This window comes from Paenibacillus silvae (assembly GCF_014639235.1).
Lineage (GTDB): Bacteria > Bacillota > Bacilli > Paenibacillales > Paenibacillaceae > Paenibacillus > Paenibacillus silvae.
The window spans coordinates 213492-240060 of record NZ_BMFU01000004.1; the positions used below are offsets into that span (position 1 = coordinate 213492).

27 protein-coding genes and 1 other RNA gene are annotated in these 26569 nt (G+C 46.8%); 14 read left to right on the top strand and 14 right to left on the bottom strand.

Translation table 11 applies throughout. From position 1 onward, the window contains the following. Window positions 1–11: 11 nt before the first annotated feature. Window positions 12–1955 (top strand): ABC-F family ATP-binding cassette domain-containing protein, encoded by a 1944-nt coding sequence (locus IEW26_RS15315; RefSeq protein WP_188593027.1) that lies wholly within the window; start codon window positions 12–14, stop codon window positions 1953–1955. 158 nt (window positions 1956–2113) lie between these two features. Here the strand turns inward: IEW26_RS15315 and IEW26_RS15320 are convergent, their stop codons facing one another. The 5 genes from IEW26_RS15320 to IEW26_RS15340 all read right to left on the bottom strand — a co-directional run bounded on the left by IEW26_RS15320 (window position 2114) and on the right by IEW26_RS15340 (window position 6261). Further along, the gene (locus tag IEW26_RS15320; protein ID WP_188593028.1) at window positions 2114–3157 is read right to left on the bottom strand and encodes a M42 family metallopeptidase; all 1044 of its coding nucleotides are present in this window, start codon (window positions 3155–3157) and stop codon (window positions 2114–2116) included. Between the two features lie 131 nt (window positions 3158–3288). Next, the gene (locus IEW26_RS15325; protein WP_145402894.1) at window positions 3289–3675 is read right to left on the bottom strand and encodes a LapA family protein; all 387 of its coding nucleotides are present in this window, start codon (window positions 3673–3675) and stop codon (window positions 3289–3291) included. A 131-nt stretch (window positions 3676–3806) separates the two neighbouring features. After that, window positions 3807–5597 (bottom strand): oligoendopeptidase F, encoded by a 1791-nt coding sequence (gene pepF, locus IEW26_RS15330; protein WP_188593029.1) that lies wholly within the window; start codon window positions 5595–5597, stop codon window positions 3807–3809. A 240-nt stretch (window positions 5598–5837) separates the two neighbouring features. Further along, window positions 5838–6023, bottom strand: coding sequence for a hypothetical protein (locus IEW26_RS15335; RefSeq protein ID WP_373288480.1), 186 nt, complete (start codon window positions 6021–6023; stop codon window positions 5838–5840). A gap of 4 nt (window positions 6024–6027) precedes the next feature. Further along, the gene (locus IEW26_RS15340) at window positions 6028–6261 is read right to left on the bottom strand and encodes a hypothetical protein (RefSeq protein WP_090924721.1); all 234 of its coding nucleotides are present in this window, start codon (window positions 6259–6261) and stop codon (window positions 6028–6030) included. 163 nt (window positions 6262–6424) lie between these two features. On the opposite strand from IEW26_RS15340, the gene IEW26_RS15345 reads away from it, so the two are divergent. Next, on the top strand, window positions 6425–6622 hold the full coding sequence (locus IEW26_RS15345; RefSeq protein WP_095288023.1) for a cold shock domain-containing protein: 198 nt from the start codon (window positions 6425–6427) through the stop codon (window positions 6620–6622). Between the two features lie 135 nt (window positions 6623–6757). Here the strand turns inward: IEW26_RS15345 and IEW26_RS15350 are convergent, their stop codons facing one another. Continuing rightward, window positions 6758–7930 carry an MFS transporter gene (locus IEW26_RS15350; protein WP_145402892.1) on the bottom strand — a complete coding sequence of 391 codons (1173 nt, stop codon included), beginning with the start codon at window positions 7928–7930 and terminating at the stop codon, window positions 6758–6760. A 34-nt stretch (window positions 7931–7964) separates the two neighbouring features. After that, entirely contained in the window at window positions 7965–9299 is a 1335-nt protein-coding gene (locus IEW26_RS15355) for a multi antimicrobial extrusion protein MatE (RefSeq protein ID WP_188593030.1), read from the bottom strand. A 180-nt stretch (window positions 9300–9479) separates the two neighbouring features. Between IEW26_RS15355 and IEW26_RS15360 the strand changes: the two genes are divergently transcribed. Both IEW26_RS15360 and pfkA read left to right on the top strand, forming a co-directional pair. Further along, on the top strand, window positions 9480–10559 hold the full coding sequence (locus IEW26_RS15360; protein ID WP_186322937.1) for a tetraprenyl-beta-curcumene synthase family protein: 1080 nt from the start codon (window positions 9480–9482) through the stop codon (window positions 10557–10559). Window positions 10560–10613: 54 nt separating this feature from the next. Then, window positions 10614–11585 (top strand): 6-phosphofructokinase, encoded by a 972-nt coding sequence (pfkA, locus tag IEW26_RS15365; protein ID WP_111272739.1) that lies wholly within the window; start codon window positions 10614–10616, stop codon window positions 11583–11585. 87 nt (window positions 11586–11672) lie between these two features. On the opposite strand, the gene IEW26_RS15370 is transcribed toward pfkA, so the two are convergent. The 3 genes from IEW26_RS15370 to IEW26_RS15380 form a co-directional block, all read right to left on the bottom strand. Then, the gene (locus IEW26_RS15370; protein WP_188593301.1) at window positions 11673–13031 is read right to left on the bottom strand and encodes an MATE family efflux transporter; all 1359 of its coding nucleotides are present in this window, start codon (window positions 13029–13031) and stop codon (window positions 11673–11675) included. 169 nt (window positions 13032–13200) lie between these two features. Further along, complete coding sequence (locus tag IEW26_RS15375) at window positions 13201–13389, bottom strand: hypothetical protein (protein ID WP_174812284.1); 189 nt, start codon at window positions 13387–13389, stop codon at window positions 13201–13203. A 172-nt stretch (window positions 13390–13561) separates the two neighbouring features. Continuing rightward, a complete protein-coding gene (locus IEW26_RS15380; protein WP_111273105.1) occupies window positions 13562–14383 on the bottom strand; it encodes a YitT family protein in 822 nt (273 codons plus the stop codon). A 304-nt stretch (window positions 14384–14687) separates the two neighbouring features. Between IEW26_RS15380 and cshA the strand changes: the two genes are divergently transcribed. The 4 genes from cshA (at window position 14688) to IEW26_RS15400 (ending at window position 18136) form a co-directional block, all read left to right on the top strand. Further along, window positions 14688–16262, top strand: a complete 1575-nt coding sequence (cshA, locus tag IEW26_RS15385; protein ID WP_145402890.1) for a degradosome RNA helicase CshA — start codon at window positions 14688–14690, stop codon at window positions 16260–16262. A gap of 203 nt (window positions 16263–16465) precedes the next feature. Next, window positions 16466–17287 carry a YesL family protein gene (locus IEW26_RS15390; RefSeq protein ID WP_145402889.1) on the top strand — a complete coding sequence of 274 codons (822 nt, stop codon included), beginning with the start codon at window positions 16466–16468 and terminating at the stop codon, window positions 17285–17287. Window positions 17288–17338: 51 nt separating this feature from the next. After that, a non-coding RNA gene (gene ssrS, locus IEW26_RS15395) (6S RNA) lies at window positions 17339–17529 on the top strand. A gap of 214 nt (window positions 17530–17743) precedes the next feature. Then, window positions 17744–18136 (top strand): DUF1499 domain-containing protein, encoded by a 393-nt coding sequence (locus IEW26_RS15400; RefSeq protein ID WP_111273102.1) that lies wholly within the window; start codon window positions 17744–17746, stop codon window positions 18134–18136. Between the two features lie 75 nt (window positions 18137–18211). Here the strand turns inward: IEW26_RS15400 and tpx are convergent, their stop codons facing one another. Further along, a complete protein-coding gene (gene tpx, locus IEW26_RS15405) occupies window positions 18212–18730 on the bottom strand; it encodes a thiol peroxidase (protein WP_188593031.1) in 519 nt (172 codons plus the stop codon). Between the two features lie 150 nt (window positions 18731–18880). Between tpx and IEW26_RS15410 the strand changes: the two genes are divergently transcribed. Together IEW26_RS15410 and gltC are read left to right on the top strand one after the other, a co-directional pair. Continuing rightward, window positions 18881–19507 (top strand): rhomboid family intramembrane serine protease, encoded by a 627-nt coding sequence (locus tag IEW26_RS15410; protein WP_145403769.1) that lies wholly within the window; start codon window positions 18881–18883, stop codon window positions 19505–19507. A gap of 70 nt (window positions 19508–19577) precedes the next feature. After that, window positions 19578–20489, top strand: a complete 912-nt coding sequence (gene gltC / locus IEW26_RS15415) for a glutamate biosynthesis transcriptional regulator GltC (RefSeq protein ID WP_111273101.1) — start codon at window positions 19578–19580, stop codon at window positions 20487–20489. 47 nt (window positions 20490–20536) lie between these two features. Here gltC and IEW26_RS15420 read toward each other — a convergent pair whose 3' ends face one another. Beyond that, the gene (locus IEW26_RS15420; RefSeq protein WP_110893446.1) at window positions 20537–21217 is read right to left on the bottom strand and encodes a zinc metallopeptidase; all 681 of its coding nucleotides are present in this window, start codon (window positions 21215–21217) and stop codon (window positions 20537–20539) included. Between the two features lie 26 nt (window positions 21218–21243). Next, the gene (locus IEW26_RS15425; RefSeq protein WP_111273109.1) at window positions 21244–21672 is read right to left on the bottom strand and encodes a MerR family transcriptional regulator; all 429 of its coding nucleotides are present in this window, start codon (window positions 21670–21672) and stop codon (window positions 21244–21246) included. 350 nt (window positions 21673–22022) lie between these two features. Between IEW26_RS15425 and IEW26_RS15430 the strand changes: the two genes are divergently transcribed. From IEW26_RS15430 to IEW26_RS15440, 3 genes are read left to right on the top strand one after another with little or no spacing between them, the layout of a single operon-like run. After that, window positions 22023–23420: an ammonium transporter gene (locus tag IEW26_RS15430; RefSeq protein WP_111273100.1), complete on the top strand. Its 1398-nt coding sequence runs from the start codon at window positions 22023–22025 to the stop codon at window positions 23418–23420. Between the two features lie 41 nt (window positions 23421–23461). Continuing rightward, on the top strand, window positions 23462–24547 hold the full coding sequence (locus IEW26_RS15435; RefSeq protein WP_373288497.1) for a DUF294 nucleotidyltransferase-like domain-containing protein: 1086 nt from the start codon (window positions 23462–23464) through the stop codon (window positions 24545–24547). After that, window positions 24544–25281 carry an exonuclease domain-containing protein gene (locus IEW26_RS15440; RefSeq protein ID WP_188593033.1) on the top strand — a complete coding sequence of 246 codons (738 nt, stop codon included), beginning with the start codon at window positions 24544–24546 and terminating at the stop codon, window positions 25279–25281. The genes IEW26_RS15435 and IEW26_RS15440 overlap by 4 nt, the downstream gene beginning before the upstream one ends. On the opposite strand, the gene IEW26_RS15445 is transcribed toward IEW26_RS15440, so the two are convergent. Beyond that, a complete protein-coding gene (locus tag IEW26_RS15445) occupies window positions 25267–25833 on the bottom strand; it encodes a M67 family metallopeptidase (RefSeq protein ID WP_188593034.1) in 567 nt (188 codons plus the stop codon). The genes IEW26_RS15440 and IEW26_RS15445 overlap by 15 nt on opposite strands. Before the next feature lie 175 nt (window positions 25834–26008). Here IEW26_RS15445 and IEW26_RS15450 point away from each other — a divergent pair, with 175 nt between their 5' ends. Continuing rightward, a complete protein-coding gene (locus IEW26_RS15450) occupies window positions 26009–26560 on the top strand; it encodes a TlpA disulfide reductase family protein (RefSeq protein ID WP_188593035.1) in 552 nt (183 codons plus the stop codon). Window positions 26561–26569: the final 9 nt, after the last annotated feature.

Sequence of the window (26569 nt, forward strand, 5' to 3'; positions counted from 1 at the left end):
GGGTAACGGGCATGAACATAATGACAGTAGAACAAATTGCAAAAAGTTATGGCGAGAAAATTTTGTTCAAGGATGCTTCCTTCGGGATGGAGGATCAGGATAAAATCGGCGTCGTCGGTGTGAACGGCACCGGGAAATCTACGTTTTTGCGAGTGATTGCAGGTTTGGAGCCGGCAGATGAGGGTCAGATCGCCATCGGGAATGATGTACGTGTGCAGTTTCTGGCCCAGAATCCGGAGTTTAATCCGAATAAAACGGTGTTGCAGCAGGTGTTTGAAGGTGAAGGCTCCGAGATGAGAACGGTACGGGAGTATACAGAAACGATGGAGCTGCTGGAGTTGAATCCATCAGATACCGAGCTGACTGAGCGACTGTTGCGTCTGAATCAACAGATGGAGCAGCTTCAGCTCTGGCAGATGGAGAGTGAAGCCAAAAGCATTTTGTCCAAGCTGGGTATACAGCAATTCGATGCACTAATGGGCACTTTGTCAGGTGGACAGCGGAAACGGGTTGCTCTGGCGGCAGCGTTAATTCATCCTTGCGAGCTGCTCATTCTGGACGAGCCGACGAACCATATTGATAATGATTCGGTTGTATGGTTAGAGCAGTATCTGCAGAAGCGGCGCGGCGCATTGCTTATGATTACGCATGATCGCTATTTCCTCGATCGGGTAGCCAATGTCATGCTGGAGCTTGATCATGGACGCTTGTTCCGATATGAGGCGAATTATACACGTTTTCTGGAGCTGAAGGCGGAACGGGAGGAACGAGAGGCTGCTTCAGAACAGAAACGTCAAAATCTGCTGCGTACCGAGCTTGCCTGGATTCGCCGTGGTGCGAAGGCGCGTACAACGAAGCAGAAGGCGCGGATTGATCGTTTTGAACAGTTGAAAGACCAGCAGGGAGTACAGCGTTCCAGTTCGCTTGAGGTGTCTGTCGGTTCCACACGTCTGGGCAAAAAAATACTGGAAATCGAGCATCTCTCCAAGTCTGCTGGTGACCGCAAGCTGATTGAAGATCTGAGCTACATCGCCGTTCCGGGTGATCGTGTAGGCATTGTTGGTCCGAATGGCAGTGGTAAATCCACCCTGCTGCAGATGATTTCGGGCAGATTGCAGCCGGATGCCGGAGAGGTTGTGCTTGGACCAACCGTCAATCTGGGTTACTTCACGCAGGAGCATCAGGAAATGGACGAGACGATGCGTGTCATTGAATATATCAAGGAAGTAGCCGAAAATATTAAAACGTCTGACGGATCGCTTATTACAGCTTCACAGATGCTTGAGCGCTTTTTATTCAATCCAACCGCACAATGGACGCCAATAGCCCGCTTGTCCGGGGGAGAGAAACGGCGGCTCTACCTGCTTCGAATTCTGATGGCGGCTCCCAATGTACTGCTGCTGGATGAGCCAACGAATGATCTGGACATTCAGACGCTTGCAGTGTTGGAAGACTATCTGGATGATTTCCCGGGGGTTGTGTTTGTCGTATCGCATGATCGCTATTTCCTGGATCGTACGGTAGATAAGGTACTTGCGTTCGAAGGCGATGGGGCTATCCGTGTGCACGTAGGTGATTACAGCGAATATGCGGAATGGATGCTGAAAAATGCGCCTGTCAATCAGCAGAGTGGTGCTGGAACTGCCGCCAAAAAACAGGCGAGTGAAAAAACGTCCGAGGCCGCTGTCCCTGCCTCCGCTGTCTCGGCGAAGCCTAAACTGAAATTCAGTTTTAAGGAGCAGCGTGAATTTGATCAGATTGATGAGAACATTGAGAAGGCCGAAGCGAATCTTGCCCGGATTAACCAAGAGATGGAAGCCGCCTTCAGTGATTCTGCTCGTTTGCAGGAGTTAATGGCCGAACAGGCAGAGGCCGAGCGTCATCTGGATGAATTGATGGAGCGCTGGACTGTACTGAATGAGCTCGCTGAGCAGATTGAACAAAATAAATCCTGAATGACACAATTATATGGCTTCGCTGAGGAGCCTGAATAACAAAGGACACATCTTCAAGCACAGATCATGTGCTGGATAGATGTGTCCTTTTGTCCTGCAATGAGCAGAGATCAGTACATAGCTAATAGACTTGCAGATTTAGATGTAGAGGTAGTGACTTATTCCTGTGTTGTAATGTATGCAGCAAGCAGACGTGCTGTATTGATTACCGCTTTGGTGTGAGTGCGTTCCATGGAGTGAGAAGCGTGTACACCAGGGCCGATTAAAGCCGCACGAATGTTGTTGCCCCCGCGTAAGGCTGCACTGCCGTCCGAGCCATACTGCGGGTAAATGTCCACGACATAATCCATGCCATCTTGTTTAGCCAGCTCAATGAGGCGGCTTGTCATATCGTAGTCGTAAGGACCAGAAGAGTCTTTGGCACATATGGATACATCGGTTTCTTTGCAGCTGAGATCATCTCCCATAGCTCCCATATCTACAGCAATCAGTTCACTGATATCGGCCGGGATGTAAGCTGCTCCGTGTCCAACCTCTTCGTAGTTTGAGATGAGCAGGGTGACGTTATGTACCGGTTTCCAGCCTTCCCGATGTGCAGATTCGAGAATGCCAAACAGGGCGGCTACGCTGGCTTTATCATCGAGATGACGTGATTTGATATAACCGCTAGGTGTAATGACAGCACGTGCATCAAACGAGATAAAGTCCCCGACACTGATTCCGAGCTTCAAAACATCCTCTTTGGAAGAAACAAGCTCATCAATGCGAACCTCCATATGGTTTTCTGATCGTTCAAACGTGCGGGCATCAGGATAGACATGCACAGAAGGATGCAGGGACAGAATGGTTCCTGTGTAGACCTTGCCATCTCGTGTATGAATGGAGCAGTATTCGTTCTCAATGCTGTGCATCGTAAAACCGCCGACAGAGGTCAGTTTCAGCGTACCATAGGGTGTAATTGAACGTACCATCGCACCAAGTGTGTCTACATGTGCACTAAGGGCGATTGTTTTGGAGGAGTCCTGGCCGGGCCAAGTGAGCACAGCACCGCCTTTGTTGTTCAGCTCCCAGGAGACGTTCAGGGATTCTGCTTCCTGGCAGATCATCTCCATGATCTGGCGGGTGTACCCGCTCGGGCTCGGGGTATCCAGTAATTTTTTGAGAAAAGACAGAACGTAGGATTCATTAATAGTAAAGCTCATGTGATCTTCCTCCTTAATTATGCTGCTTGCCGGCATGGCTTCAATAATATAATGGCTTCAGTAAAAGAATACAGCCTGACTGGAAAGGAATGCGTGTCCATTCCTTAATCGCCAGCAGGCTGTTTCTGGTTTTACAATGTCCCTGGAGAATTTCCTTTATGCTGACTGCCAATGGAATCATTGTGCAGCTGGTCATCAGGCTCAGGTTCATTAGAATGAAGAGAATCGATACTGTCGTACGAAACAGGTACAGCAGTGCTGGCTGCAGAAGCTTCCAGTTCAGTAATGCGCAATTTCAGACGTTTGTTTTCGCGCTGCAATCGGTATTGACGATAGATTCCGTAAGAGCCGACGATTATTCCACCAATCAGCGTACAGCCTAGAATGAGTAGAATCAACGGCACACGAACGGTATTAAACAGCAGGTTAACTTGTACGGAATCGACATTAATGACTGCGAAGATGCCTGTAAGCAGTGCAAAAACAAGACCCGCTATAAGTGCCCATTGCATTTTCATGATGCTGCCTCCTTGTTGAACGTATGCGAACTAGAAATGCATTACCCTTTTTGAAGCGAACTGCATCTTGCTTGATTATAAAATCCCTTGCCCGCCTGGACAAGGGATATAGATCACAGGGAAACATATCCTTATTTGGTTAATTGCTCCATCTGTTCGATCAAATCCTTAAATACACTCATAGCTTCACGAATCGGCTGAGGTGTAGACATATCGACTCCGGCTTTTTTCAAAATATTGATGGAGTAATCACTTCCACCGCTTTTCAGGAAGCCAATATAGCGATCCACGGCTGGCTGACCTTCCTCCAGAATTTGCTTGGAGAAGCTGGTTGCTGCCGAGAAGCCTGTAGCGTATTTATATACATAGAAGCTGTTATAGAAGTGGGGAATACGCGCCCATTCCATCTCGATATCTTTGTCAACGACCATGTTTTTGCCATGATACTGCACATTCAGGTCATAATAAATTTCAGATAGCAGTTGTGGCGTAAGGGCTTCGCCCTGTTCGGCACGCTCATGAATAATTTTCTCGAACTCGGCAAACATCGTTTGACGGAATACGGTGGTGCGGAACTGATCCGCATAATACGTAAGCAGGTACAGCTTTTCCTTCGGATCCGTAGACTTGTTCAGCATATAGTCCATAAGCAAGGCTTCATTAGTAGTCGAAGCAACCTCGGCCAGGAAAATAGTATACTGTGCATCCCGATATGAAAGTGCTGTATCCGAATAATGTGAATGCAACGCATGACCCATCTCATGGGCGAGTGTGAACATGCTGTTCAGATTATCCTTATGGTTAAGCAAAACATACGGGTGAGTGCCGTAAGCGCCCCAGGCATATGCGCCAGAGCGTTTATTTTCATTTTCATATACGTCGATCCAGCGGTTGTCATAACCAGACTGAAGTGCTTCTGCATAATCTTTGCCAAGTGGTTCCAATCCTTCTTTTACCGTCTGCTTGGCTTCTTCGTACGTGATGTCCATTTTGTATTCATCCACAAGTGGAGCGAACAGGTCATACATATGCAGTTGATCTACGCCAAGCAATTTTTTTCGAAGATCCATGTAGCGGTGCAGCAAAGGAAGGCTTTCATGAATCGTATCCACCAGATTGTTATACACATCAGTCGGAATGTTGTCGCCATACAGGTTCATTTCCATGACAGAGGGATATTTCCGGACATTTGCATAGAACATATTTTTCGTTACATTCGCATTCAGCGCTGCTGCAATCGTATTTTTTTGTTTGGCGTACGTCTCGTAAACAGCTTTGAAGGCACGCTCGCGAACCTCGCGATTAGGATTTTCCAGAAATTGAATGTAGCTGCCATGGGTCAGTTCAATCTCGTTGCCATTCTCATCCTTGATTCGTGGAAACTTGAGATCGGCATTGTTCAGCATGCCAAAAATTGTTTGGGGAGCCTGGGACAGATTGCCCACCTGTGCGAGCAGTGCTTCCTCGGCTTGGCTTAACACATGGGCCTTCTCGCGTTTCATCTCTTCCAGTGTGAAGGTATAAGCGGCGAGTTTTTCGTTTTTAATAAAAGCATCCAGTTCCGCATCTGGCAAAGACAGAATTTCAGGTGTAACATAAGAGAGTGCTTCACCTACGTTTACACCCAGCTTTTGTGCTTTTTGGGAAAGGCTTTGATATGTAGGATTAGCTGTGTCTTCATCCTGATGCATACGAGCATATACGAAAAGTCGTTCAAGCTTGAGACCGATTTCGTCTTCAAATTCGAAGCAGGCTTTAAGTGTGTCAGGCTGATTCAGTTTACCTTGGAATTCGGAGGCTTTTTTCATCATAGAAGATACTTCTTCATATTCCTGATCCCAGGCCTTCTGATCGGCAAATAAATCTTCCAGTTTCCATGTATGCTCGGTTGGCACTTCGGAACGTTTCAATAGTTTACTCATGGGAATCCTCCTTTGATTGTGTGCTGAAAAAATGGGCATAGCCGTCTTCGTCTCCTGTGCATGAGCGGCAGGAGACGAAGGGAGCAGGCTAAGAGCCAGTAGAATGGATAAGGTCTTCCGATATTTCAACAGCCTTCCTCCTTGCTATACGAATCACTTCATATAGTATGGCCTGAGCACAGTTGAAATATTTGAGAGCCATGATTCATGTGAATGCGCAAGCAAGCACAGTTGTCTGCTTCAGGCTCCCATATTAAAGAGGTAATAGACGATTAAAAAAAAGGCGAAACAGATCATCAGGGTAGCGATCAGGGCCATTCCTCGTCTCAGTCGGTCCGGGATGGAGTTGCGTCCCAAAATCAAAACGATCCCGAGTGAGAAGGCCAGGATGATAAAAATAACGACATTGCCTGAATCCAGCTGCATCGTTCTATACTCCCTTGAAGGCTGCCATCAATGCACGCCATTCCTCTTCGCGATTCTCGAAATCCTCCTTCGGAAAACGACGCTCGGCCCAATGCATCAAAGCAGGGCGGCTTAGGAAGGTGTGGCATTCTTCGCCCCACTCTTCAGAAATTTCCCGCAGGACGAGGTATTTTCCTTGTACTTCTACAGTCATCATATTCCACTTGTCTGTTTTGTATATTTCGTGTTTTTTTATCATAGGTAGTCTCCAAACTAACGGTTTTGGTAAAATGATACCGTACCCTACGTTGCAAAGCAAATTTTTTCTATATTAATGGAAAAGATAAATTGCAAATTGGAAGCCCATACAGTATAATAAGGGTATTCGCCATAGATGGCGATATTTTTAGGAGGTTGTTCATTTGAAAGGTACAGTTAAATGGTTTAACGCAGAAAAAGGCTATGGCTTTATTTCAGTTGAAGGCGGCGAGGACGTATTCGTACATTTCTCCGCGATCCAAGGCGACGGCTTCAAAACATTGGAAGAAGGTCAAGCGGTAGAATTCGAAATCACTGACGGAAACCGTGGTCCTCAAGCAGCTAACGTAATTAAATTGTAAGATTTTTCCGTTCTGTACGGACTTCTTATAAATGATTGTTTATAGCTGAATACAAACAACACAAGCACAGTCCCCTTGCGGAGACTGTGCTTTTTTTGGTTCTGTATAGGAGTCAGGCAGAATGCAGATTGCTGCTCAGGATGAACGGCTGGCAAGGCTGCCAAGCAGCTTGATGCCAAATCCGATTAGACCCGCCAAAGCAAAGGCCATCGCTGTAAGATAAAACGACTGACGTCCAGTATGCTCAAGCAGCAGTCCGCCTAAAGTTCCGCTCAGCAGCCCGGAAGCGCTGGACCATACAATGGTGAACAGAGCCATGCCTGTTGCCCGATAACTATCAGGTACCAATCTTGTTATATATCGAACAGCAGTGACATAGAAGATGCCAAAGGTGACGCTGTGCATCGTTTGAATAACTACAACTGCAGCAGGTGTATCAGAGAACGACATGAACAGAAGACGAATGGTATACATCAAGGCCGCCAGGGTGAGAAGCGGCAGCTCCTTGTATCGATTTCCATACTTGCTGAGCAGTAAAAATATCGGGATTTCACTCACAGAAGAGATCAGCAGGGACCAGCCAATCAAACCTTCGCTTGCCCCCAAGTCCTTCAGTGTGATGGTCAAAAACGCTTCATTCATCCGATGCCCCATAGCAAGCAGAAATACACATCCGAAGAAGGTGAACACCTCTCGGCGTTTGAGAATATCCCACACCCCGGATAATTGCATCTTTCCTCCACCGCCGGAAGGCTGATCTTTCAGCTGAAAGCTGATGAGCAAAGTTACAGCAGCAAGACTGATGCAAATGCCCATCGTCCATCCGGGACCAAACGAACCAAGCACATATCCGATGCTGAGCGCAAAGAATGCATATCCGATCGAGCCGAAGACCCGAATCGACGTGAAGTTACGGCCATATTTACTTGCGGTTGTAATAGCCATCGTATCCGAAAGCGGATAGACCGGATAATAGAAAAAGTAAAATAAGGTCACAAGAACAAATACTTCTCCAAAGGTGGTTGCATTAGCCAGCAGCACCCCTGTAATCAGCTGGCCGCCCAGAAGTATGATCATTATTTTTCGCACCGTTTTGTATTTGTCGCTCGCCATACTCCAGAACATATTGGAGAATACAGAGATGAGTGGACCGATGCCGTACAGATAACCAATTTCGGCTGCACTGAAGCCGAGGTGACTGAAATAAAGCTGGAAGTAGGATACGACCAGGGCGGTCGAACCAAAGATGGTGAACATAAGTGCCCGAAGCCAGTTCTGATCTGGACGGGCGGTAAGACTTAATTTCATGATGTGATACTCCATTCTTGAATCAATTTCATTTTTATAGAGACGCCGACCCGCGGGTTGGGGGAACAGTCATCGTTGGTTCTTTTTGCGTGCGCCGGATGACCATCCAGACAATAATAAGTTCTGCAAGCAATCCCAGAGACTGTGCGGCTGCTCCAATCATGCCATTCCAAGCCGGGAATATGCTGACCAGAATCAGCAGAACGATAACGGTGCAGATGGCGTTCGCGCTTTGCGAGCGAAACATCGTCTTGGTCTGTCCGCGAAGCAGAATGAGACCGTTACTGAAATCGAGAAACGGAGAGATTAGCGGAAACAGCACGAAGGCACGAAGAGTCCAGAGGCTTTGCTCCAGCAGCTGGCCTTGAACACTCATCACGTTCTCAAATACCCAGGGACCGAGAGGGGTATATGCGATAGATACCGTCATGGCAAATGGAATGAAGCCGGTAACCAGAGCGAATTTCTTGACGAGCTTGGCATCAATCAGATAGAAGTTGAGCACAATCTGATGAATATAGGTGAAAAAGCTTAACATGAGCTGCATCAGACTGCTTGCTACAGCAAACGAAGAGATGGCGAGAGCAATCCCGGTTGTTTTGCCGAGCACAATGTTGATTACAGGACCTATGAAAAGCGCCACAAAGCTGGATAAAAGCAGTGGCTTGTAAAAACGAAACACATCCCCCTTGCTTTCTACAGGATGCTCCTCAAGCTTGGCTGGCATCTTTCGCATAATACTTCTGCCTTCCAAGTAGCTGACAAGAGCTTCGATCATCATTCCCGCTGCAAATATGATAGCGCCTACACGACCACTGTTAATGGAGTCGGTATAGATGAAATATAGAGATAGGCCATACATACCTGCCAGCCTGAAAATCATGCCGATGGTAAGCCATTTGGTTCGGTTGTTTGTAATAATAATGCCCTGATATATGTTTCGAATGACCGAAAAAATACTGACGTACATCAGGATCTCGTAAACGTCGATCACTTTGCTTAACAAATCCGGGCTTACTCCAAATAGATATTTGAACACTCCGGTGCCGACGGGAGAATATACGATGAGGAATCCAATCAGCAGCACACAGGCCAGAAATATTTTGGTAACAAACGTCAATGCCTGAAAAGAGAGCCGGTCACGTACCAGTGCAGAGCAGGTTTGGCGAAGCAGCGTAGAAGGACGCTCCGTGAGGGTAAGCAGGCTTCCCGCAATAGCATAGCTTGCAATCACCGTCTCAGGGTGGGCAGAGCGGGCAAGTGTACTGTTGATAATTACGTGTGATATCGTGACGAGAGAGGCGGAAATGCCCAGCGGCACAAAAAAAGAAAATAACCGGCTCCACGAAAGTGGTTCACCTGACGACATGTCAACGACTCCTTTGATGGATAGAAATATGCATAGTATAACATAAACCATCAGCGGGAGATGCGATATTTTATGCGGTTTGTGCGGCAGATCATTTGTACAATTAAGGGGATCATATTATAATAGGAATGGTTAAAAACAGCTCTATTACGTATTCAACCAAGTGGAGGCACATTTATTTTGAGCCAATCAAATCGAAAACGTCATCAGTACCCGCGTGGACCGCTGGCATTGATGAGAGGGGTGTATAAATACACCATTCCGGAAACGCGCAATGCATTGAATGGATGGCGTGCTCAGGCCGAAGCGATTCCTGATGAAGAATTGCGAACACAGGCACTTGACAGCATAAGAGATAAGCAATTTCATTGTGAAGGTGGAACTGTTTACGCTTTGGCTGACCTGCCAAACCGCCATATTCTGATTCCGTTAATTGTTTCTTATCAAACCATAAGTGATTATTTGGACAATCTGTGTGACCGCAGCACTTCGATGGACCCGGATGATTTCCGTCTGCTCCATCAATCCATGCTTGATGCGGTAGATCCGGAGGCTGTTCCTGTCAACTATTATGCTCTTCGCGAGGAGCAGGATGATGGCGGATATCTTCGGAATCTGGTGACAACTTGTCAGGAGCTGACCCGTCAGCTGCCGGGATATGCGTCAGCCAAGCGCCAAATACAGGATCTGGCAGGCCTATACACGGACCTGCAGGTATATAAGCACATCAAACCGGAACTGAGAGAAACGGCCTTGCTCGAATGGTGGTCGGAGCATCGCCACCGCACACCTCAGTTCCGCTGGAATGAATTTGCCGCGGCTACTGGCTCTACTCTGGGTGTATTTATGCTGTTCCTTGCTGCAAGTGACGAACAGTTGACCGAAGAGCAGGCGGCTTCAATTCATAAGGCCTATTTCCCGCACGTATGCGCATTACACATCATGCTCGATTATTTGATTGATCAGGGTGAGGATCGTGTCGAAGGGGATCTCAACTTCTGCAACTACTACGAAAATGTAGAGACGATGCTGGGCCGAATTGCGTTTATTGTGGAGATGGCTCGTAGTGATGTGCAGAAGATTCCGGGAACTGCGTTTCACCGGATGATTATTGAAGGACTAATAGCCATTTACCTGTCTGATCCCAAAGTCAGCGAACAGCAGGAGGTTCGCGATGTGTCCAAACGACTGATGAAGAAAAGCCCGATTACACGTGTGTTTTTCTTCATATTCAGCCGCTGGATACGCAAGCATATGTAAGTCAGGTGTGTTGTTGCGGGAGCCTGAAGTGAAACCAGAGGAGGAAGAAACATCATGACAGCAGTAAAGAAAATTGCAGTGTTAACGAGCGGTGGTGATTCACAGGGGATGAACGCGGCTGTTCGTGCGGTTGTTCGCAGCGGACTATATCACGGATTGGAAGTTTTCGGTATTCAACGCGGATACCAAGGGCTTTTGAACAATGACATTTTCCCAATGGATCTGCGGAGTGTCGGAGATATTATCCAGCGCGGGGGCACCGTTCTGCAATCTGCACGTTGTAAAGAATTTTATACCGCCGAAGGCCAACAAAGAGGCGCAGATATTTTGCGCGCACGCGGTATTGACGGTCTCATTGTGATCGGGGGAGACGGTTCATATAATGGTGCGAACAAACTGAGCAAGCTCGGCATTAACACGATGGGGCTGCCAGGCACGATTGATAATGATATTTCGTTTACGGATTACACCATTGGATTTGATACCTCGGTAAGCGTTGTGGTGGATGCGGTAAACAAGCTGCGTGACACGATGTCTTCCCATGAGCGTTCTTCCATCGTTGAGGTTATGGGCCGTCACTGCGGTGATATCGCGCTGCATGCCGGACTTGCTTCGGGAGCAGAAACGATCCTGGTGCCGGAAGTTCCGTTTGACATGGATGAAGTGGCTGAACGGATGAAAGCCAACTTTGCACATGGCAAACGCCACAGTATCATCATCGTCGCTGAAGGCGTAGGTAAAGGTGAAGATGTAGCCAAAGAACTGATGGAACGTTGCCCGACATATGAGCCGCGTGTTACCGTTCTTGGACACATTCAGCGTGGCGGTACGCCGACACCGTTTGACCGCAACCTGGCAAGCCGCCTCGGTGACTTCGCAGTGCGTAGTCTGATTGCAGGCGAAACGGATAAAGGCTGCGGAATTATCAAAGGTGAGCTGGTTCTTACGGACATCGACAAAGTGGTAAATACAAAAAAAGCATTTGATATGGAAACATATGAGTTGGCGCAACGTTTGTCCCAATAATAGATGTTTAATCAAGAAAGAGCACAGTTCCGTTGATACGGACTGTGCTCTTTTTTTAGTGTTCTAATGTAATTTACATTGAATAGCTCAATCTGATGAAGGTCGAAGGGCAGCCTGCTGCTGCACTCGGAAAAGTCTCCATAGAAGTGTAGCTGCGCCTACGGCCAATCCGGCAATAAGACCGATCCAATATCCAAACGCGCCTAGTGAAGTATAGGTAGCTGTGATATATCCTGTAGGTAGACCGATAATCCAGTAAGCAACAAAAGTAATGATCAAGGCCGGGTTCACATCTTTATATCCGCGCAGCGCCCCTTGAGTCGGGGTAGCTATCGCGTCTGAAATCTGGAAGAAAATCGCATAGATCAGGAAATGCTGAGTCAAAGTAATAACTTCACGTTCATTGGAGTAAACACCAGCGATCTGTTCCCCGAACAACAGCAGGATAACGGCTGTAATCAAGGAAAGAGCAACAGCACCTCCGATGCCGAGCACACTGTACTGCTTGGCATCTTTCAATCGTCCGGCTCCGTTCTCGAACCCGACCAGAATTGTGAGGGCCATACAGATGCTCACAGGCAGCATATAAAGTGTGGAAGCAAAATTCAGCGCTGCCTGATGGGCTGCAATGGTGACGGTATCAAATCGGCTCATCAGCAGCGTAACGGCAGCAAAAATAGACGTTTCAAAAAAGGTTGCAAATCCAATCGGCACACCGATGAGCAGCAGCTCTTTCCATTTGCGGAAGGACACAGATGACCACTGGCGGAAAATGCCGTATTGGGCGAAAGGTTCAATGCGATGAACAAAAAACAAACTGATCAGGAAAATAAGCCAGTATGTACAAGCTGTGGCTACGCCAGCGCCAACCCCGCCCAATTGCGGAAATCCCCAGCGTCCGAAGATCAGCACATAGTTAAGTAAAATATTTACTGGCAGGGAGACCAGGGTAATCAGCATTGTGATTCTTGTCTGTCCAAGAGCGTCCATGAAGCTGCGCAGCACGGTGTACCCGAACAGCGGCATGATACCGAACGCAAGTGCACATAGAAAATAAAAAGCAACATTGGCGACATGCGGCTCCAGCGGCATTCCGTTCAAGACAGGGCTTAGCAGCAGTGCGCCTGCACCCAGCACCACAAGGCCTACGGCTATGCCGAGATATAAGGCTTGAATGACGCTGTGGCCAATCTGATCATGGCGACGAGAGCCGAGCAGATGAGAAACGACAGGGGTGATGCCCATCAGAATGCCGCTAAGACCGGTTTGCACCGGCATCCACAGGCTTGTGCCGATGGCAACACCTGCAAGGTCAGCGGGGGAGAACTTTCCAGACATGTTGGTATCAAAGAAGGACATGGCTGAGAGAGCGATCTGTGTCGTGAAGATCGGCAGAAATATAATCAAAAACTGTTTAATTTTTTGTGAAAAGCTCGTTGTGTTCATATTCACCTGAAGTTGCCTCGCGATCTGTAAAGTTATCATGATGATGTCATATCAGACAGCTATTTATTGTAGAGGATTTTGGTTGGTTTGAACAGTATATAGTAAAAAACCGCTTCCTGACGTAGGTTCTCCTCGTCAAGAAGCGGCGTGATCCATCTGCAAAAAGATTTTATTGAATATACACATCGTTCTGATGCTCGCAAATACTGTACTGAATGATTTCCATTGCATCTCCCTGTTCCAGGATGCCCAGCCCATCCCGGAGCACAATCAGCGAGTCGAGTTCATTCGGTTTCAAGAAAGGGAGCATTTCCGGGCACCATTTGTTGACAATTTCAAACAGTTTTACCGTTTCCATATCCACAATAATCACCCTTTCCTACTCGAATTCCAAAATGGTAAGTCATTCGGCGCGAATCGGGAAAGCATATGGCTTGTGAAAAGTAAAGGTCAGAACCTGCTTACAACATATTTAAGAGCGGTGCACCATTATTATACCACAAACTTGTGAATTGTTAACGGGCATATGCCTAACTGCGACGGAAGGAGCCCATAACGCCGACCGTTTCTACAATGTTAACAAATGCCTTAGGGTCGGTTTCCTTGATGATGCGTTTAATCTCGACCAGTTCATAACGTGTTGTCACAGTCATTAACATATCCTTATCAATGTCGGTATATGCCCCTTGCGTTTTAATTTTTGTAACCCCGCGCGGACGAACCAGCAGCTTTTTCAGCATCGCTTCGGTTTCATTCGTAATAATGTACAGCGTGACCTTGACGTGACTGATATGAATGAGATCCAGCACTTTACCTGTAACATAGATGGAAACCATGGAGGCAAGAGCGATGTTCCAGTTATTGTTCAGATAACCTGCTAGCAGAATAATTGCCCCGTTCATGCCTGCCATTACGGTACCGATCGGAAAATCGCGATTTCGGGTGAAAATCGAACCTATAATATCCAATCCTCCCGTGGAACCGCCAACTCTGAATGAAAAACCAGTACCGATTCCAACGAGCACACCGCCAAACACACAGCTTAACAGCGGATCAGTGGCGACAGCAGAAACAGGCAGCAGGGCGATGAACCAGGAGGTGGCTGCTACCGAAACAATGCTCAATATAATGAAACGACGTCCGAGAATAAACCAACCTGCAACAAGCAGGGGAATGTTAAGAACGAAATACATTACACTAAGGTTCAGATTTGTAAAATAACCCAGAAGCATGGAAATACCGGATACCCCGCCGCTTAGCAGCTGATGGGGGACCAAAAACCAGTTAAAGCCGCAAGCAATTGCTGCAGCACCCAAAATGATCACTAAAGAGTGCCAAATTATTTTGGGCAATTTAATCACCTCATTTTTATTTAAAACCAGATTGCTGGTAATCTTGAATAGTTTTATGATATAATGATTTGTGGATATTCTTGAGTAGGAAACTTTTCCCAAATCGAAAGCTAAAATTTGAAATGTTTCAAACGCATGATTGTAGTTTTAGTCTTATGTTGGGGACCCATTCATGGAATTATGTTCGTTCGTGAAAATAATTCGTCCCGTTGGGATACCCTATAAATATTAACGCTACTTAAGAATACAGACAACAAAGTGGATTGTCCACCATGTCCACCATATAAAAGGAGTATGAATAATTTTGACAAATTTAAATTTCTCAGATTTCAATCTTGAACCACTGGTGCTGCAAGCCATCACTGAGCTCGGGTTTGAAGAAGCAACACCGATCCAATCCAAGTCGATTCCGATCGCTCTTGAAGGCAAAGACTTGATTGGTCAAGCTCAAACGGGTACAGGTAAAACTGCAGCATTCGGTATTCCGTTGATTAGTAAAATCTCCAAAACGGATGATAAAATCCGCGCCCTCATTATGGCACCTACACGTGAACTTGCGATCCAAGTCGCTGAAGAAATCGAAAAACTTACTCGCTTCAAAGGTCTGCGCTCCCTGCCAATCTACGGCGGACAAGATATCGTACGCCAGATTCGTGCACTGAAAAGAAAACCACAGATTATCATCGGTACACCAGGACGTCTCCTTGACCACATCAACCGCAAAACCATCAAACTTGATGATGTACAAACTGTTGTACTGGACGAAGCAGATGAAATGCTCGACATGGGCTTCATGGAGGATATTCAATCCATCCTGAAACAGGTTCCAGACGATCGTCAAACGATGCTGTTCTCTGCAACAATGCCTCCTAACATTCAAAAACTGGCTCAACAATTTTTGACTAATCCAGAACACGTTTCTGTTATTCCTAAACAAGTCAGCGCTCCGTTGATTGACCAGGCGTATATTGAAGTACCTGAGCGTCAAAAATTCGAAGCACTTAGCCGTTTGCTGGATATGGAATCTCCTGAACTGGCGATTGTATTCGGACGTACGAAGCGTCGTGTAGACGAGTTGGCGGAAGCTTTGCAAAAACGCGGATATTCTGCTGACGGCTTGCATGGCGACTTGTCCCAAAACCAACGTGATACCGTAATGCGTAAGTTCCGTGACGGCAGCATTGATGTACTCGTTGCAACAGACGTAGCCGCTCGTGGCCTCGATGTATCCGGCGTAACACACGTAGTGAACTTCGACCTTCCGCAAGACCCTGAGAGTTATGTTCACCGTATTGGTCGTACTGGCCGTGCGGGTAAAGAGGGTGCTGCATGGTCTTTCGTTACACCGCGTGAGATTGATCACCTGCACTTCATCGAGCGTGTAACTCGTCACCGTATTCCGCGTAAACCACTGCCAACGATGGCTGAAGCGGTTGAAGGAAAACAACGTGTAACTGCTGAACGTCTCCTGGAGATTGTTCAATCCGGTGAACTGAACGAGTACAAAGGCATCGCAATTCAAATGCTTGAGCAGTATGACTCCGTTCAATTGCTGTCCGCAGCTTTGAAACTTCTGACAGGCGACAAAAAAGATGCTCAGGTTGATCTGACTCCTGAAGATCCAATCCGTGCAAAACGTCGCAGACCGGATGTTCGCTCCGGCGGACGTAAGCCATCAGGTTACAGCGGTAATCGTAGCGGTGGCGGCGGTGGTTACAACCGCGATCGCAACAGCAATGGTGGTGGACGTGGCGGTTACAACCGTGACCGTAACAGCGGCGGAAGTGGAAGCAGAGAAGGCGGCTACAACCGTGATCGCAAACCGCGCCCAAGCAACAATGAAGGACGTCGTCCAGCAAGAGACAGCTCTTTCGAATAAGCATACGAGTTAATGAGGATGGAGCAGGAAGCTGCTCCATCCTTTTTTGCTTTTGTAAATGTTCATAAACTTTCCATTTATTAACGAGTTACATATTATCGAAAGTGATCTTCTTTCGGGAAGTGCTGGCTTTTCCTATATATAATAAGGTATATTAATATTAGACTTGAGGTTATAGGCAAGGTACGGAGGGGGAGAATTGTTTGGAGTTTAAAGGAGCTATGGGCGGGATATACCGGCTGACAGAGTGGATTACGAGACTGGCTGCAACCAATCTATTGTGGGCGATCTGTTCGTCACCATTCCTGTTTTTCATGATCATGAAACTGCTAGTGATGCAGCAGAATCTCGCCAATGAATCATTACAAATGAACTGGGCTATAGCCATTGTGGCACCGCTTACACTTTTTCCGGCTACAGCGGCGTTGTTCACGGTCGTTCGTAAATGGAATATGGGAGACACCGATGTGCCGATCTTCCGTACATTCTTCGCAGGTTACAAGGAAAACTACAAGCAGAGTTTAATCGGGGGTATTTTCTACACACTGCTGTTTGCTATTATGTACCTGGATTATACAGTGTATATGACGCAGTTCCGCAACATGCAGCTTGTTGGTATCATTATGCTTGTGCTGCTCCTGTTGCTGTTTGTGTCCTTGTTTAACTTCTTCTCAATGGTTGTACACTATCATATGTCCATTGGGCTTATTATCAAAAATGCCGTGCTTCTGACGCTGATTCGGCCTTTCCGCGTATTCTCCACATTGTTGGGCAGCGGATTGCTGTTCTATATCGGACTGCGTTATCCGGTACTGTTTATCTTTTTCATTATGAGCATTATAGCCTGGTTTGCGTTCTTTAATTTCTATGCGACCTACAACAAAATGCAGGAGCAGATGCAGAAGCTTCAATTGCAAAAGGAAGAAGAGGAGGCTGCTGCGCTGGCTGAGAAGTCAGATGATGCTAATGAAGAGGTTAAGGGTGCTGAAGCGGCTGACCAAAAGGATTTTACACAGTCTAAATAAAACGTGGTGCTGTGGCATTTACTTTTTACACAGTTAGGGATATAATAATTGTACATCCTGCGATGTACGTTTCGGTTATTCGTTGTTTTGAACCAATGATGATGTCTTTGGGAGATTAACACAAAATGTTGCTGAAAAGCCCTGTCTATACGACAAGGGGACTTCAAACGCATTTTTGCAGTCACCCACCTGCCAAGCAGGTTCATAAGACAATGTAGCCGGACGGCATAGGCGGGTTCCTAATGTTACAATGTACAGCACCCTGACTTCTCCTTCATCGAAGGAAGCCGGGGTGTTTTTATGTTGTTTTACTGGCTTATATGATGAATAATTAAGCCTGGCAGGCAGTCTGGGTTATATTTTTGTTAAATATGATGCTTACCCTTTTGTTACTACAAGAACAATGTTACACTAGAATACATAAATGGAACGGTTACACTTAAAGGAGGAAGGGTCTTGACCTTAAAGAGAACGCTCGTCGGTATCATCCGCAGCATGGAGGGAACCAGCGATCGAGCCAAGGATCCCAAATTAAAAACGCGTTATTACAATCTATCTAAGGATAAGGCCTGGGAAGAGATTTCTTCAACACTCAAAAAAATTCCGGGTTACAAAGTGCTGCATGAAGTGCACTCGGTAGGTGAGATCATACTGGAGAAGCGTACAACTTTCGGGCGCACGATGGATATTACAGTTTCCATTATTTCGGTAAGTCCTGTGCGCAGCGCAGTGGATATGTACTCGGCTTCCCGTGGTTCAATGGGGGACTTGGGCTCAAATTATCGTACAATTATGAACTTGTTCTCTGTATTGGATAAAAAGCTGAGCAAATATAAGGTGAACGAGTAAACATAAAGGATGGCATACAAAAAGCGAGAGAAGGCGGACCTTCCTCGCTTTTATTCTGCACCTATGAAACCTGTTTTACAGCAAAGCTTTTACAGCAGCAATGGCTTGCTCGAAGTTAGGGGAGTCTGTCATCTCAGGCAGGTACTCCACATATGTAATTTTGTCTTCGGCATCCACTACAAAAATAGAGCGCATGTCGAGCTGGAATTCCTTGATCAGAACGCCATAGTTCTCGCCGAAAGAACGCGTTTTATAGTCAGAGAGGGTTACTACGCGGTCAATGCCCGCTGCACCGCACCAACGTTCCTGTGCGAATGGAAGGTCAACGCTGACAGTCAGAACAACAACGTTCTCTCCGAGATCTGCTGCTTCCACATTGAAGCGGCGAGTCTGTGCATCACATACGCCAGTGTCCAGAGAAGGAACAACGCTGATTAATTTGATTTTGCCTGCGAAGTCTTTCAGAGATGCGTCTTCAAGCAGGTTTTTGCTTACAGTGAAGTCTGGAGCTTGATCTCCTACTTTCAATTCAGGTCCGATCAAGGTAATAGGGTTGCCTTTAAATGTGGCTGCGCCTGTACGTTCTTGTGTCATAAATAATGTTCCTCCTTATAAATTGGTGATCCGTGCCAAAATCCATTATAATCTTTTATGAAAGGCATTGTCCAATCCGGGCGTGCGCATTACGATGGATCTGAGAAAGTGTGTCTGATCTTGACAGGGTGGAGTGAAAGCAAAAAGTCTATGATATTTATCCGTTATGAAAATTGGAAAAGCTATTTGAAGTTCTTTCCTTTGACATCACTGCTATTAATTGCGAATGTAATTATGTTTCTTGTGTTAACATTTAATGGGGGTTCGACGAACAGTCTGGTGCTGCTGCAGTATGGAGCACTGACAAATTATGAATTGTTAGCCCATGAATGGTGGCGTTATGTGACGTCCATCTTTTTGCACGCGGGATTCAGTCATCTTCTGTTTAACAGTTTTGCTTTGATTGTGTTTGCTCCGCCGATGGAGAGGCTGCTTGGCTCGTTAAGATACGGAGTGTTGTATCTGGGCGGAGGCGTGGTCGGCAATATTCTTGCGATTGCGTATTACAATTCAATTGACAAGATTACCATTTCGGTTGGAGCATCCGGGGCGATCTATGCCGTATATGGGGCGTTTCTCTATGTGGCATTGTTCCAGCGCGGCCTGATGGATGAGACATCACGCAAGACGTTGTATACGCTGCTGTTGTTCGGGATCATTTTCTCCTTTGCGATGTCAGGCATCAACTGGATGGCTCATTTAGGCGGTTTGCTGGGTGGTTTCTTTATTTACGGTTTAATCATTCGTTTGTGGAAGCCGCGTATGTTCAGGAAATAGTCGGGACGTTCTCAAGATGGAATGCGTTTGAGGATAGAGAAGGGTATAACAGATTGGAGCGATCAGGCAAGTGGAATTAAGACAGTTGCATTATTTTTTAAAGGTGGCGCAGAAGGAACACGTTACACAAGCGGCTGAAGAGCTTCATGTGGCGCAGTCTGCGGTCAGCAGGCAGATTCATCAGCTTGAAGAAGAGCTGGGTGTGGATCTATTTATGCAAAAAGGAAGAAATCTGCAGTTAACTGCGGTCGGTCAGCTTTTTTGCAAACGGGTTGAAGGCATACTGAAAGACCTCGACAAAGCTGTTGGAGAGGTGCATGAGTTTCTTGACCCGGAACACGGGGAAATTCGTATCGGTTTTCCCCACAGTCTGGGAATTCATCTGATTCCTTCGGTGGTGGCTGCTTTTCGTCAGCGTTATCCGAATGTGAAATTCAGGTTCAAGCAGGGGATGTATCCTACATTGATCCGCGATGTGTTATCTGCTGAAGTGGATCTGGCGTTTATCTCACCGTTTCCCGAAAAGCATGATCAGGTAGCGGGAGACATCGTTCTGACCGAGGAGCTGCATGCCATTTTGCCGCCCAATCATCCGCTCGCTGGTGAAGAAAAGATTGCGCTGGAGCAATTGAAGGATGACAAGTTTGTGCTCTTTAGCAAAGGGTACTCACTTCGTCCAATTGTATGGCATGCCTGTCTGGAGGCGGGATTTACACCTAAGATTGCATTTGAGGGCGAAGAGACAGATACGATCCGGGGTCTGGTGGCCGCGGGTATGGGTGTCAGTCTACTGCCGGAAATGGCGTTATTTCAGACCAATCCATTACAGCCAGCACATGTGGAGATTTCTCATCCGAAAGTAACCAGGACGATTGGATTGATTCATCGTGCAGATGATAAGCTTCCGCTGGTTGCCCAGTCCTTCCGCTCGTTTTTGCTTCATTACTTTGGTTTACAGCAAAACAATACCCCATCCGAATAAACGGTGGGGTATTGTTTTTTTATTATAATACTGTGCAGGTGGATGAATTAATCACGACTGTTGAAGATACCGATATAACGAATCAACTCAAGCAGCGAGATCAATGCAGCGGCAACATAAGTTAATGCTGCAGCATTCAACACTTTAGCTACGCCTTTTTCCTCTTCGTTGCGGATATAACCTTCGGATACCATAATCTCACGAGCGCGATTGCTGGCATTGAACTCAACCGGCAAGGTGATCAATTGAAAGGCAACCGTCACTGAGAAGAAAATAATGCCAACGCCCACCAGGTTCATCGCGTTAAAAATAAAACCTGCAATCAACAAGAGCGGGGCAATTCCGGATGCAAAGTTTACAATCGGGAAAATCCGGTGACGCAGTGCCAGCATCGGGTAACTTTCTTTATGTTGGATCGCATGGCCAACCTCGTGACATGCAACGGACAAGGCCGAGATGGATCTTTCGTAGTATACAGGCTCAGACAAGCGAACAACGCGATTAATGGGATCGTAGTGGTCAGAGAGTGAACCGCGAACCGGTTCAATCGGTACATCATGCAAGCCGTTCGCGTCCAGCATGTGGCGAGCTGCATCATAACCGGTCATTCCGCTCAGGTTAGGAACTTCCGACCAGCGTCTAAAGGTGCCTTTGACTCGAAATTGCGCCCATAAAGAGAGCAAAAAGGCGATAATGATCAGTACGAACATACCATTATTAAAACTCATATTCATTCCTCCGCTTTCATAATAAGCTACATCATGGTGTTTTCAAGCAGGATTTTTAATGCCTCCATCGTGCCTGCACTTTTGGTGAGTAGTCCTGCCATCATCTTGCGAGCTTGTACAGGTTTCATCTCTCCAAGAAGTGGTTTGAGTTCATTCACCTCTCGTTCAAGCTGCTGTACATGTAGTTCAAGTGTTGTCAGTTTGCTTGCTACCTGTTCCTCTGTGCTGACCAGACGCCATTTCTCAAGAGATTGTTTGATCTCTTCGAGACTATACTTCTCCTGTTTCATCTGTACAATACGTTCAAGTCTGGTTAAGGTTTCATGACTATAGAGACGATAATTCTTTTGAGTTCTTTCTTCAGGAGCAATGAGCCCAAGTTTTGTGTAATAGTCAATTGTCCGTTCGCTTACACCAGCGTTCTTGGCAAGTTCACCAATCCGAAAAAGTTTCATATCCCCAATGATATTCACCTCGCTTGCAAGTTCAAATGTAGGGAAATGTAGTTTCCACAAGCGCTTCATTAAATGCGCCCAGTTATTATTACTAATAAGTATGATACATGATCATGAACCGTACAGTCAAACGTTATGCTTTGGCATAGCTTGCCTTCATTTCTATATCTATGTGCTCACACGATAAGAATATGTACTTAAGTGCAAGAAAAAGACGTAAGACTTTATTCCCATAAATTATTTTGAAAAATGATGAAAATACTCTTGTCAACTTTCCTGTCTTCTGCTTATAATGACATTAAGAGTTTCACGATATGTGAAGAAATATAACATAAGAGGGAGTGGGGTATATGAGAAAGAAATGGTTGGTTTCAATGTTAGCAATGCTTACTTTACTAGCTTTTCCGATGAGTGCATTCGCTGCTGCTGAGGGTCCAAGTACGGTTGAGCTTCAAAGCGGTCTGAATTCAGCTTTTACGTTCCTGGCCGTAGTACTGGTGTTCTTTATGCAAGGGGGATTTGCGCTTCTGGAGGCAGGTTCTACGCGAATGAAAAATGCTGGACATATTGCGGGTAAAACAGTCCTGACCTTGGGCATTTCAGTTATCGCATTCTGGGCACTTGGATTTGGCCTAGGGTTTGGTAATGGTAACGGATTCTTTGGAACAACAGGTTTCTTCATGAGTGGAGATAACATGGCAGCTTCCTTCGAATCATTGGCTTTCTCCGATGTTCCACTGACCATTAAATTTGTATTCCATCTTGCATTTGCTGCTGTGTCTCTGGCGATTGCCTGCGGCGGTATGGCAGAACGTGCAAAAATGAGCGTATATATCGTATTCGGTACTTTGTACACCATTATTATGTATCCGGTTGTTGCGCACTGGGTATGGGGCGGCGGCTGGCTCGCTGAGCTGGGCATGCAAGACTTTGCAGGTTCAACAGTTGTTCACTTGACTGGTGCGACTGCAGCGCTCGTAGCTACCATTTTGCTTAAACCTCGTATCGGTAAATACAACAAGGACGGCAAACCTAACATCATTCCGGGTCATAACCAAGTGTATTCTGTACTCGGTGTAATCATCCTCTGGATCGGCTGGTTCGGTTTCAACCCAGGTAGTACGTTGTCTGCAATGGGTGAGGGCTTCTTCGGATATGTGGCATTAACTACAAACGTAGCTGCTGCTGCAGGTGGTGTTGCTGCGCTGTTGATCTCCTGGGCAGTTCTTGGAAAATCGGATATTCCTAGTATGCTGAACGGTGTGCTTGCAGCACTCGTGGCGATTACTGGTGCATGTGCTTTCGTAGAACCTTGGGCCGCTCTGGTGATCGGTGCACTGGCAGGTATCATTACATTCTTCACCGCACAATATTTTGATCGCAAAGGCATTGATGATCCGATCTATGCATTCTCCGTACACGGTATTGCTGGTATGTGGGGCGCAATCTCCACTGGTTTGTTCGCTACACCTGAACTGGCTGAAAAAGTAGGCGTAGGTCAAGCGGGTCTGTTCTATGGTGGTGGATTCCACCAACTGGGTGTACAACTGTTAGGTCTTGTAGGCGCATTTGCCTTCGTACTCGTCATGTCCTTCATTATTCTGGGCGGTATGAAAGCAATCATGGGTATCCGCGTTACTGAAGAAGAAGAAACCATGGGTCTGGATCTCAGTGAACATGGTACGTATGGTTATCCTGAGCAAATGAAGCATGCAGAATCCAAATCGGGCGGTACGTTCAGCTCCTGAGGTGAATCATGATTGAAATTGCTTCAAGGAGGCTGGATATGATGGAACCTATCTCAACAACAAATCCTTTCTGGTCTTATCATGGCATCGATGGCGCGGCCTCTGTGTATGAGCTGCGCCAGGTACGAGTCGCTTTACAGAGAGAGCTCCAGCAATCGATGTTTGCTTCCTTGTCGCCAATGGAATGGTACGAAACGGTAAATGAACTGCATGACCGCATTGCTCGAAAAGCAGTAGAGTTATGCATTGAGGGGATGGTAGAGGATGGCTTCGGTCAGCCTCCCGTCCCCTATGCCTTTATCGTATTCGGAAGCTCTGGCAGGGAAGAGGCAACATTATGGAGTGATCAGGATAATGGCATGATCATCAGCGATGCTGCGCATGAGGGGAAAGAAGCCTACTTTGACGAGTTTGGCGGACGGATGGCAGATTTGTTAGAGCAGCTTGGTTATGCGAAATGTGAAGGAAAGGTGATGTGTTCAGAGCCGTTGTGGTGCAAAACGCTCACAGCCTGGAAGGAGCAGCTCCTGGAGTGGAGTTCAGACCTGAGCTGGGAGCCGATCCGTAATCTGATCATTGCGTCGGATATGCGCTTTATTGCAGGCGAGAGAAGTCTTGCCGATGAGTGGCTAGCAAGCTTTTATGAGCAATTCCGCCGAGTGCCTGAGCTTTCAGATGCAGTGTTACGTAATACGGTGAAGCATAAGGCTACGTTGAACATACTCGGCCGTGTCGTTACGGAACGATTTGGTGAGCACGCGGGCGGTTTTGATGTCAAATACGGGGTCTACATCCCGCTTGTAAACAGTGCCAGATTTCTGGCCTTGCATCATGGAATTCAGGAATCGTCAACGGTAAAACGGATGGAAAGACTCACTTCGCTTGAGGCGGTACCTTTTCCGTTAATGGATGCATGTCAGCGCGCATTTACAGCTGCTTTGAAGCTGCGCCGTAGTACACCGATCGTAATGCAGCAGGAGCTGCAGCAGAGTAGTGGTTTCCTGGATGAGAAACAGATGAAGCAAAAGCAGATTCATTATGATCTGAGGGAGACATTAGGCTTGGTCAAGCGGGTTCATCGCGCTTTGCAAAGACAGTTGCGTTTCGCAGAAAGGAGACGTCCATGAGAGAGCCGGCAAGGGGCAATACAGGATTTTGGAATTCGCTGCGTCAGGGAGGGGTTCCTTCCGCCATCGCTTCCATTATGGGAGCCCCTACGGCGCAACATATGGCGTTTATCCGTTCGATGATGAGGGAGCAGCGCAGACCTGAAGTGCTGCATACCCCTTTGAATGAGCTCAATGCAGTTGTGTTTGATCTGGAAACGACGGGGTTTTCACCCCAGTATGGGGATGAGATTTTGTCCTTTGGTGCGGTGCGCATTCGAGGGGGCGTCGTGCTGGAAGAGGAGCAGTTCTACACGGTAGTGCAGTCCAAAACGGCAGTACCCAAGCATATTACAGAGCTTACCGGAATTACACAGCAGATGACGGAGGAGGCTCCGACGCTGCTTGAGGGACTGCATGATTTCATGTCTTTTGTCGGCGGCAATGTACTGGTTGCACATGCGAGTGCGCATGATCGTGCGTTCCTTAATGCGGCCTTGTGGCGAACCTCCAAGGTCAGGCTGACGCATCGGTTGATTGATACGATGATGCTTGCGCGTTGGCTTGAGCCAACCAGACCCGGATATGGTCTGGATGAATTGCTTGAATCAAGGGGCATTCCGATCTATGGCCGGCATCATGCGCTCGAAGATGCCAAGATGACAGCACAATTATGGTCCTGTTATCTGGAAGATATGAAATATAAAAATATTGAAACGTTGGGCGACCTGTATACACGGCTAAGTCACGCGTAGCTGCATAGGTATCAGATAATATGAAGGGTGTTCGAGCGATGCGCTGTGTGGCTGCTGCTCATCGGTCTTTGCAATCTGATAGGCATTCAGAAGCATACGGGATATCGAGTTGTTTGTGTCCGAAGAATTCATACCAAGCGTAAAATCCGAAGATTCCGCATTAATCCTTGAGTCTACAGAGCTGATCTCCAGATTCGGTGATCCGATGAGATACACCTGGACCATTCCGGCAAAATCAGGCAGGGCTTGCAGGTCCTCGTATGAAGGAATGGGTAGGGTATGTGGATGTGTGTGAAAGATACCAACAATGATGGAGCCGGAAAAAATACATCGAATCCATTCTCTTTGATCCAGTGCGAAATGATGCAGCGGGTCAGGCGCTACGTTACGAATGGGCTGAAACCGACTGATTCGTATGCCGCCCGCTGCGGATTCACCCAGCACAACCCCGCAGGCTTCCTGCGGCAGCGAAAGATGCATGTGCCTCGACATTTCCTGTTCCACCGAGCGGGGGATGGTTAAGGGTTTTTGCTGCCCGTGAAGTGCTGCCATTTGTATTCACCCCTCTCTCTTTTGGCTCCTGTTCAGGCAGGAGTCCTTTTTCATTTTATTTTGCTTTAGGCAGATTGTAAAATTTTTAAGGAAAAGGGTACAATATGATGGAGGCATGTTTGCAGCTTAATTCGGAGACATTTTGAATGTTCAATTCAAAAGAGGGTGGCGAGTGATGAAACGTAACAAATACATAATGCTTGGGGTTGTCCTGCTTGTTACATTGACTATGGCCCGAAATACAGAGGGAGGCATTACTGCTGTTTTCAAGCAGGAGGAGCCGATGCCAACAGAGACTGGTGCAAAGGCTGGTCTACTGGCCCCTCCGTTCAGTCTGACAGGGCTTGATGGTAAAACGTACAGCGTGGGTGGTACAAAAGAGAAGGCGACATTTGTCAGCTTCTGGGCCTCGTGGTGTGATCCTTGCAAGCAGGAAGCACCCGAGCTGAACAAGTTAGCGGAGAAATATAAAGATAAGATGGATCTCTATGGTGTGAACGTGACTTCATACGATAAATTGAAGGATGCCAAAGCTTTTGTTGACGAGTACAAGCTGACCTTCCCGATTCCGCTCGATGAAAAGGGGACTGTGTATGCGCTGTATAATGGCATGGCATTTCCAACAAATGTGTTGATCGATTCCAGAGGAGTCATTCAAGAGATCGTTTTGGGCATCATGCCGGAAAAAGAGCTTGAGAAAAAGATTAAAAAGTTAATTGCAAATTAAAATATCGGC

Coding starts and splice junctions, on each gene's coding strand:
- IEW26_RS15315 (WP_188593027.1), top strand. CDS start 12: ATGAACATAATGACAGTAGAACAAATTGCAAAAAGTTATGGCGAGAAA.
- IEW26_RS15320 (WP_188593028.1), bottom strand. CDS start 3,157: ATGAGCTTTACTATTAATGAATCCTACGTTCTGTCTTTTCTCAAAAAA.
- IEW26_RS15325 (WP_145402894.1), bottom strand. CDS start 3,675: ATGAAAATGCAATGGGCACTTATAGCGGGTCTTGTTTTTGCACTGCTT.
- pepF (WP_188593029.1), bottom strand. CDS start 5,597: ATGAGTAAACTATTGAAACGTTCCGAAGTGCCAACCGAGCATACATGG.
- IEW26_RS15335 (WP_373288480.1), bottom strand. CDS start 6,023: ATGCAGCTGGATTCAGGCAATGTCGTTATTTTTATCATCCTGGCCTTC.
- IEW26_RS15340 (WP_090924721.1), bottom strand. CDS start 6,261: ATGATAAAAAAACACGAAATATACAAAACAGACAAGTGGAATATGATG.
- IEW26_RS15350 (WP_145402892.1), bottom strand. CDS start 7,930: ATGAAATTAAGTCTTACCGCCCGTCCAGATCAGAACTGGCTTCGGGCA.
- IEW26_RS15355 (WP_188593030.1), bottom strand. CDS start 9,299: ATGTCGTCAGGTGAACCACTTTCGTGGAGCCGGTTATTTTCTTTTTTT.
- pfkA (WP_111272739.1), top strand. CDS start 10,614: ATGACAGCAGTAAAGAAAATTGCAGTGTTAACGAGCGGTGGTGATTCA.
- IEW26_RS15370 (WP_188593301.1), bottom strand. CDS start 13,031: ATGAACACAACGAGCTTTTCACAAAAAATTAAACAGTTTTTGATTATA.
- IEW26_RS15375 (WP_174812284.1), bottom strand. CDS start 13,389: ATGGAAACGGTAAAACTGTTTGAAATTGTCAACAAATGGTGCCCGGAA.
- tpx (WP_188593031.1), bottom strand. CDS start 18,730: ATGACACAAGAACGTACAGGCGCAGCCACATTTAAAGGCAACCCTATT.
- IEW26_RS15410 (WP_145403769.1), top strand. CDS start 18,881: ATGATATTTATCCGTTATGAAAATTGGAAAAGCTATTTGAAGTTCTTT.
- IEW26_RS15420 (WP_110893446.1), bottom strand. CDS start 21,217: ATGAGTTTTAATAATGGTATGTTCGTACTGATCATTATCGCCTTTTTG.
- IEW26_RS15425 (WP_111273109.1), bottom strand. CDS start 21,672: ATGAAACTTTTTCGGATTGGTGAACTTGCCAAGAACGCTGGTGTAAGC.
- IEW26_RS15430 (WP_111273100.1), top strand. CDS start 22,023: ATGAGAAAGAAATGGTTGGTTTCAATGTTAGCAATGCTTACTTTACTA.
- IEW26_RS15435 (WP_373288497.1), top strand. CDS start 23,462: ATGGAACCTATCTCAACAACAAATCCTTTCTGGTCTTATCATGGCATC.
- IEW26_RS15440 (WP_188593033.1), top strand. CDS start 24,544: ATGAGAGAGCCGGCAAGGGGCAATACAGGATTTTGGAATTCGCTGCGT.
- IEW26_RS15445 (WP_188593034.1), bottom strand. CDS start 25,833: ATGGCAGCACTTCACGGGCAGCAAAAACCCTTAACCATCCCCCGCTCG.
- IEW26_RS15450 (WP_188593035.1), top strand. CDS start 26,009: ATGAAACGTAACAAATACATAATGCTTGGGGTTGTCCTGCTTGTTACA.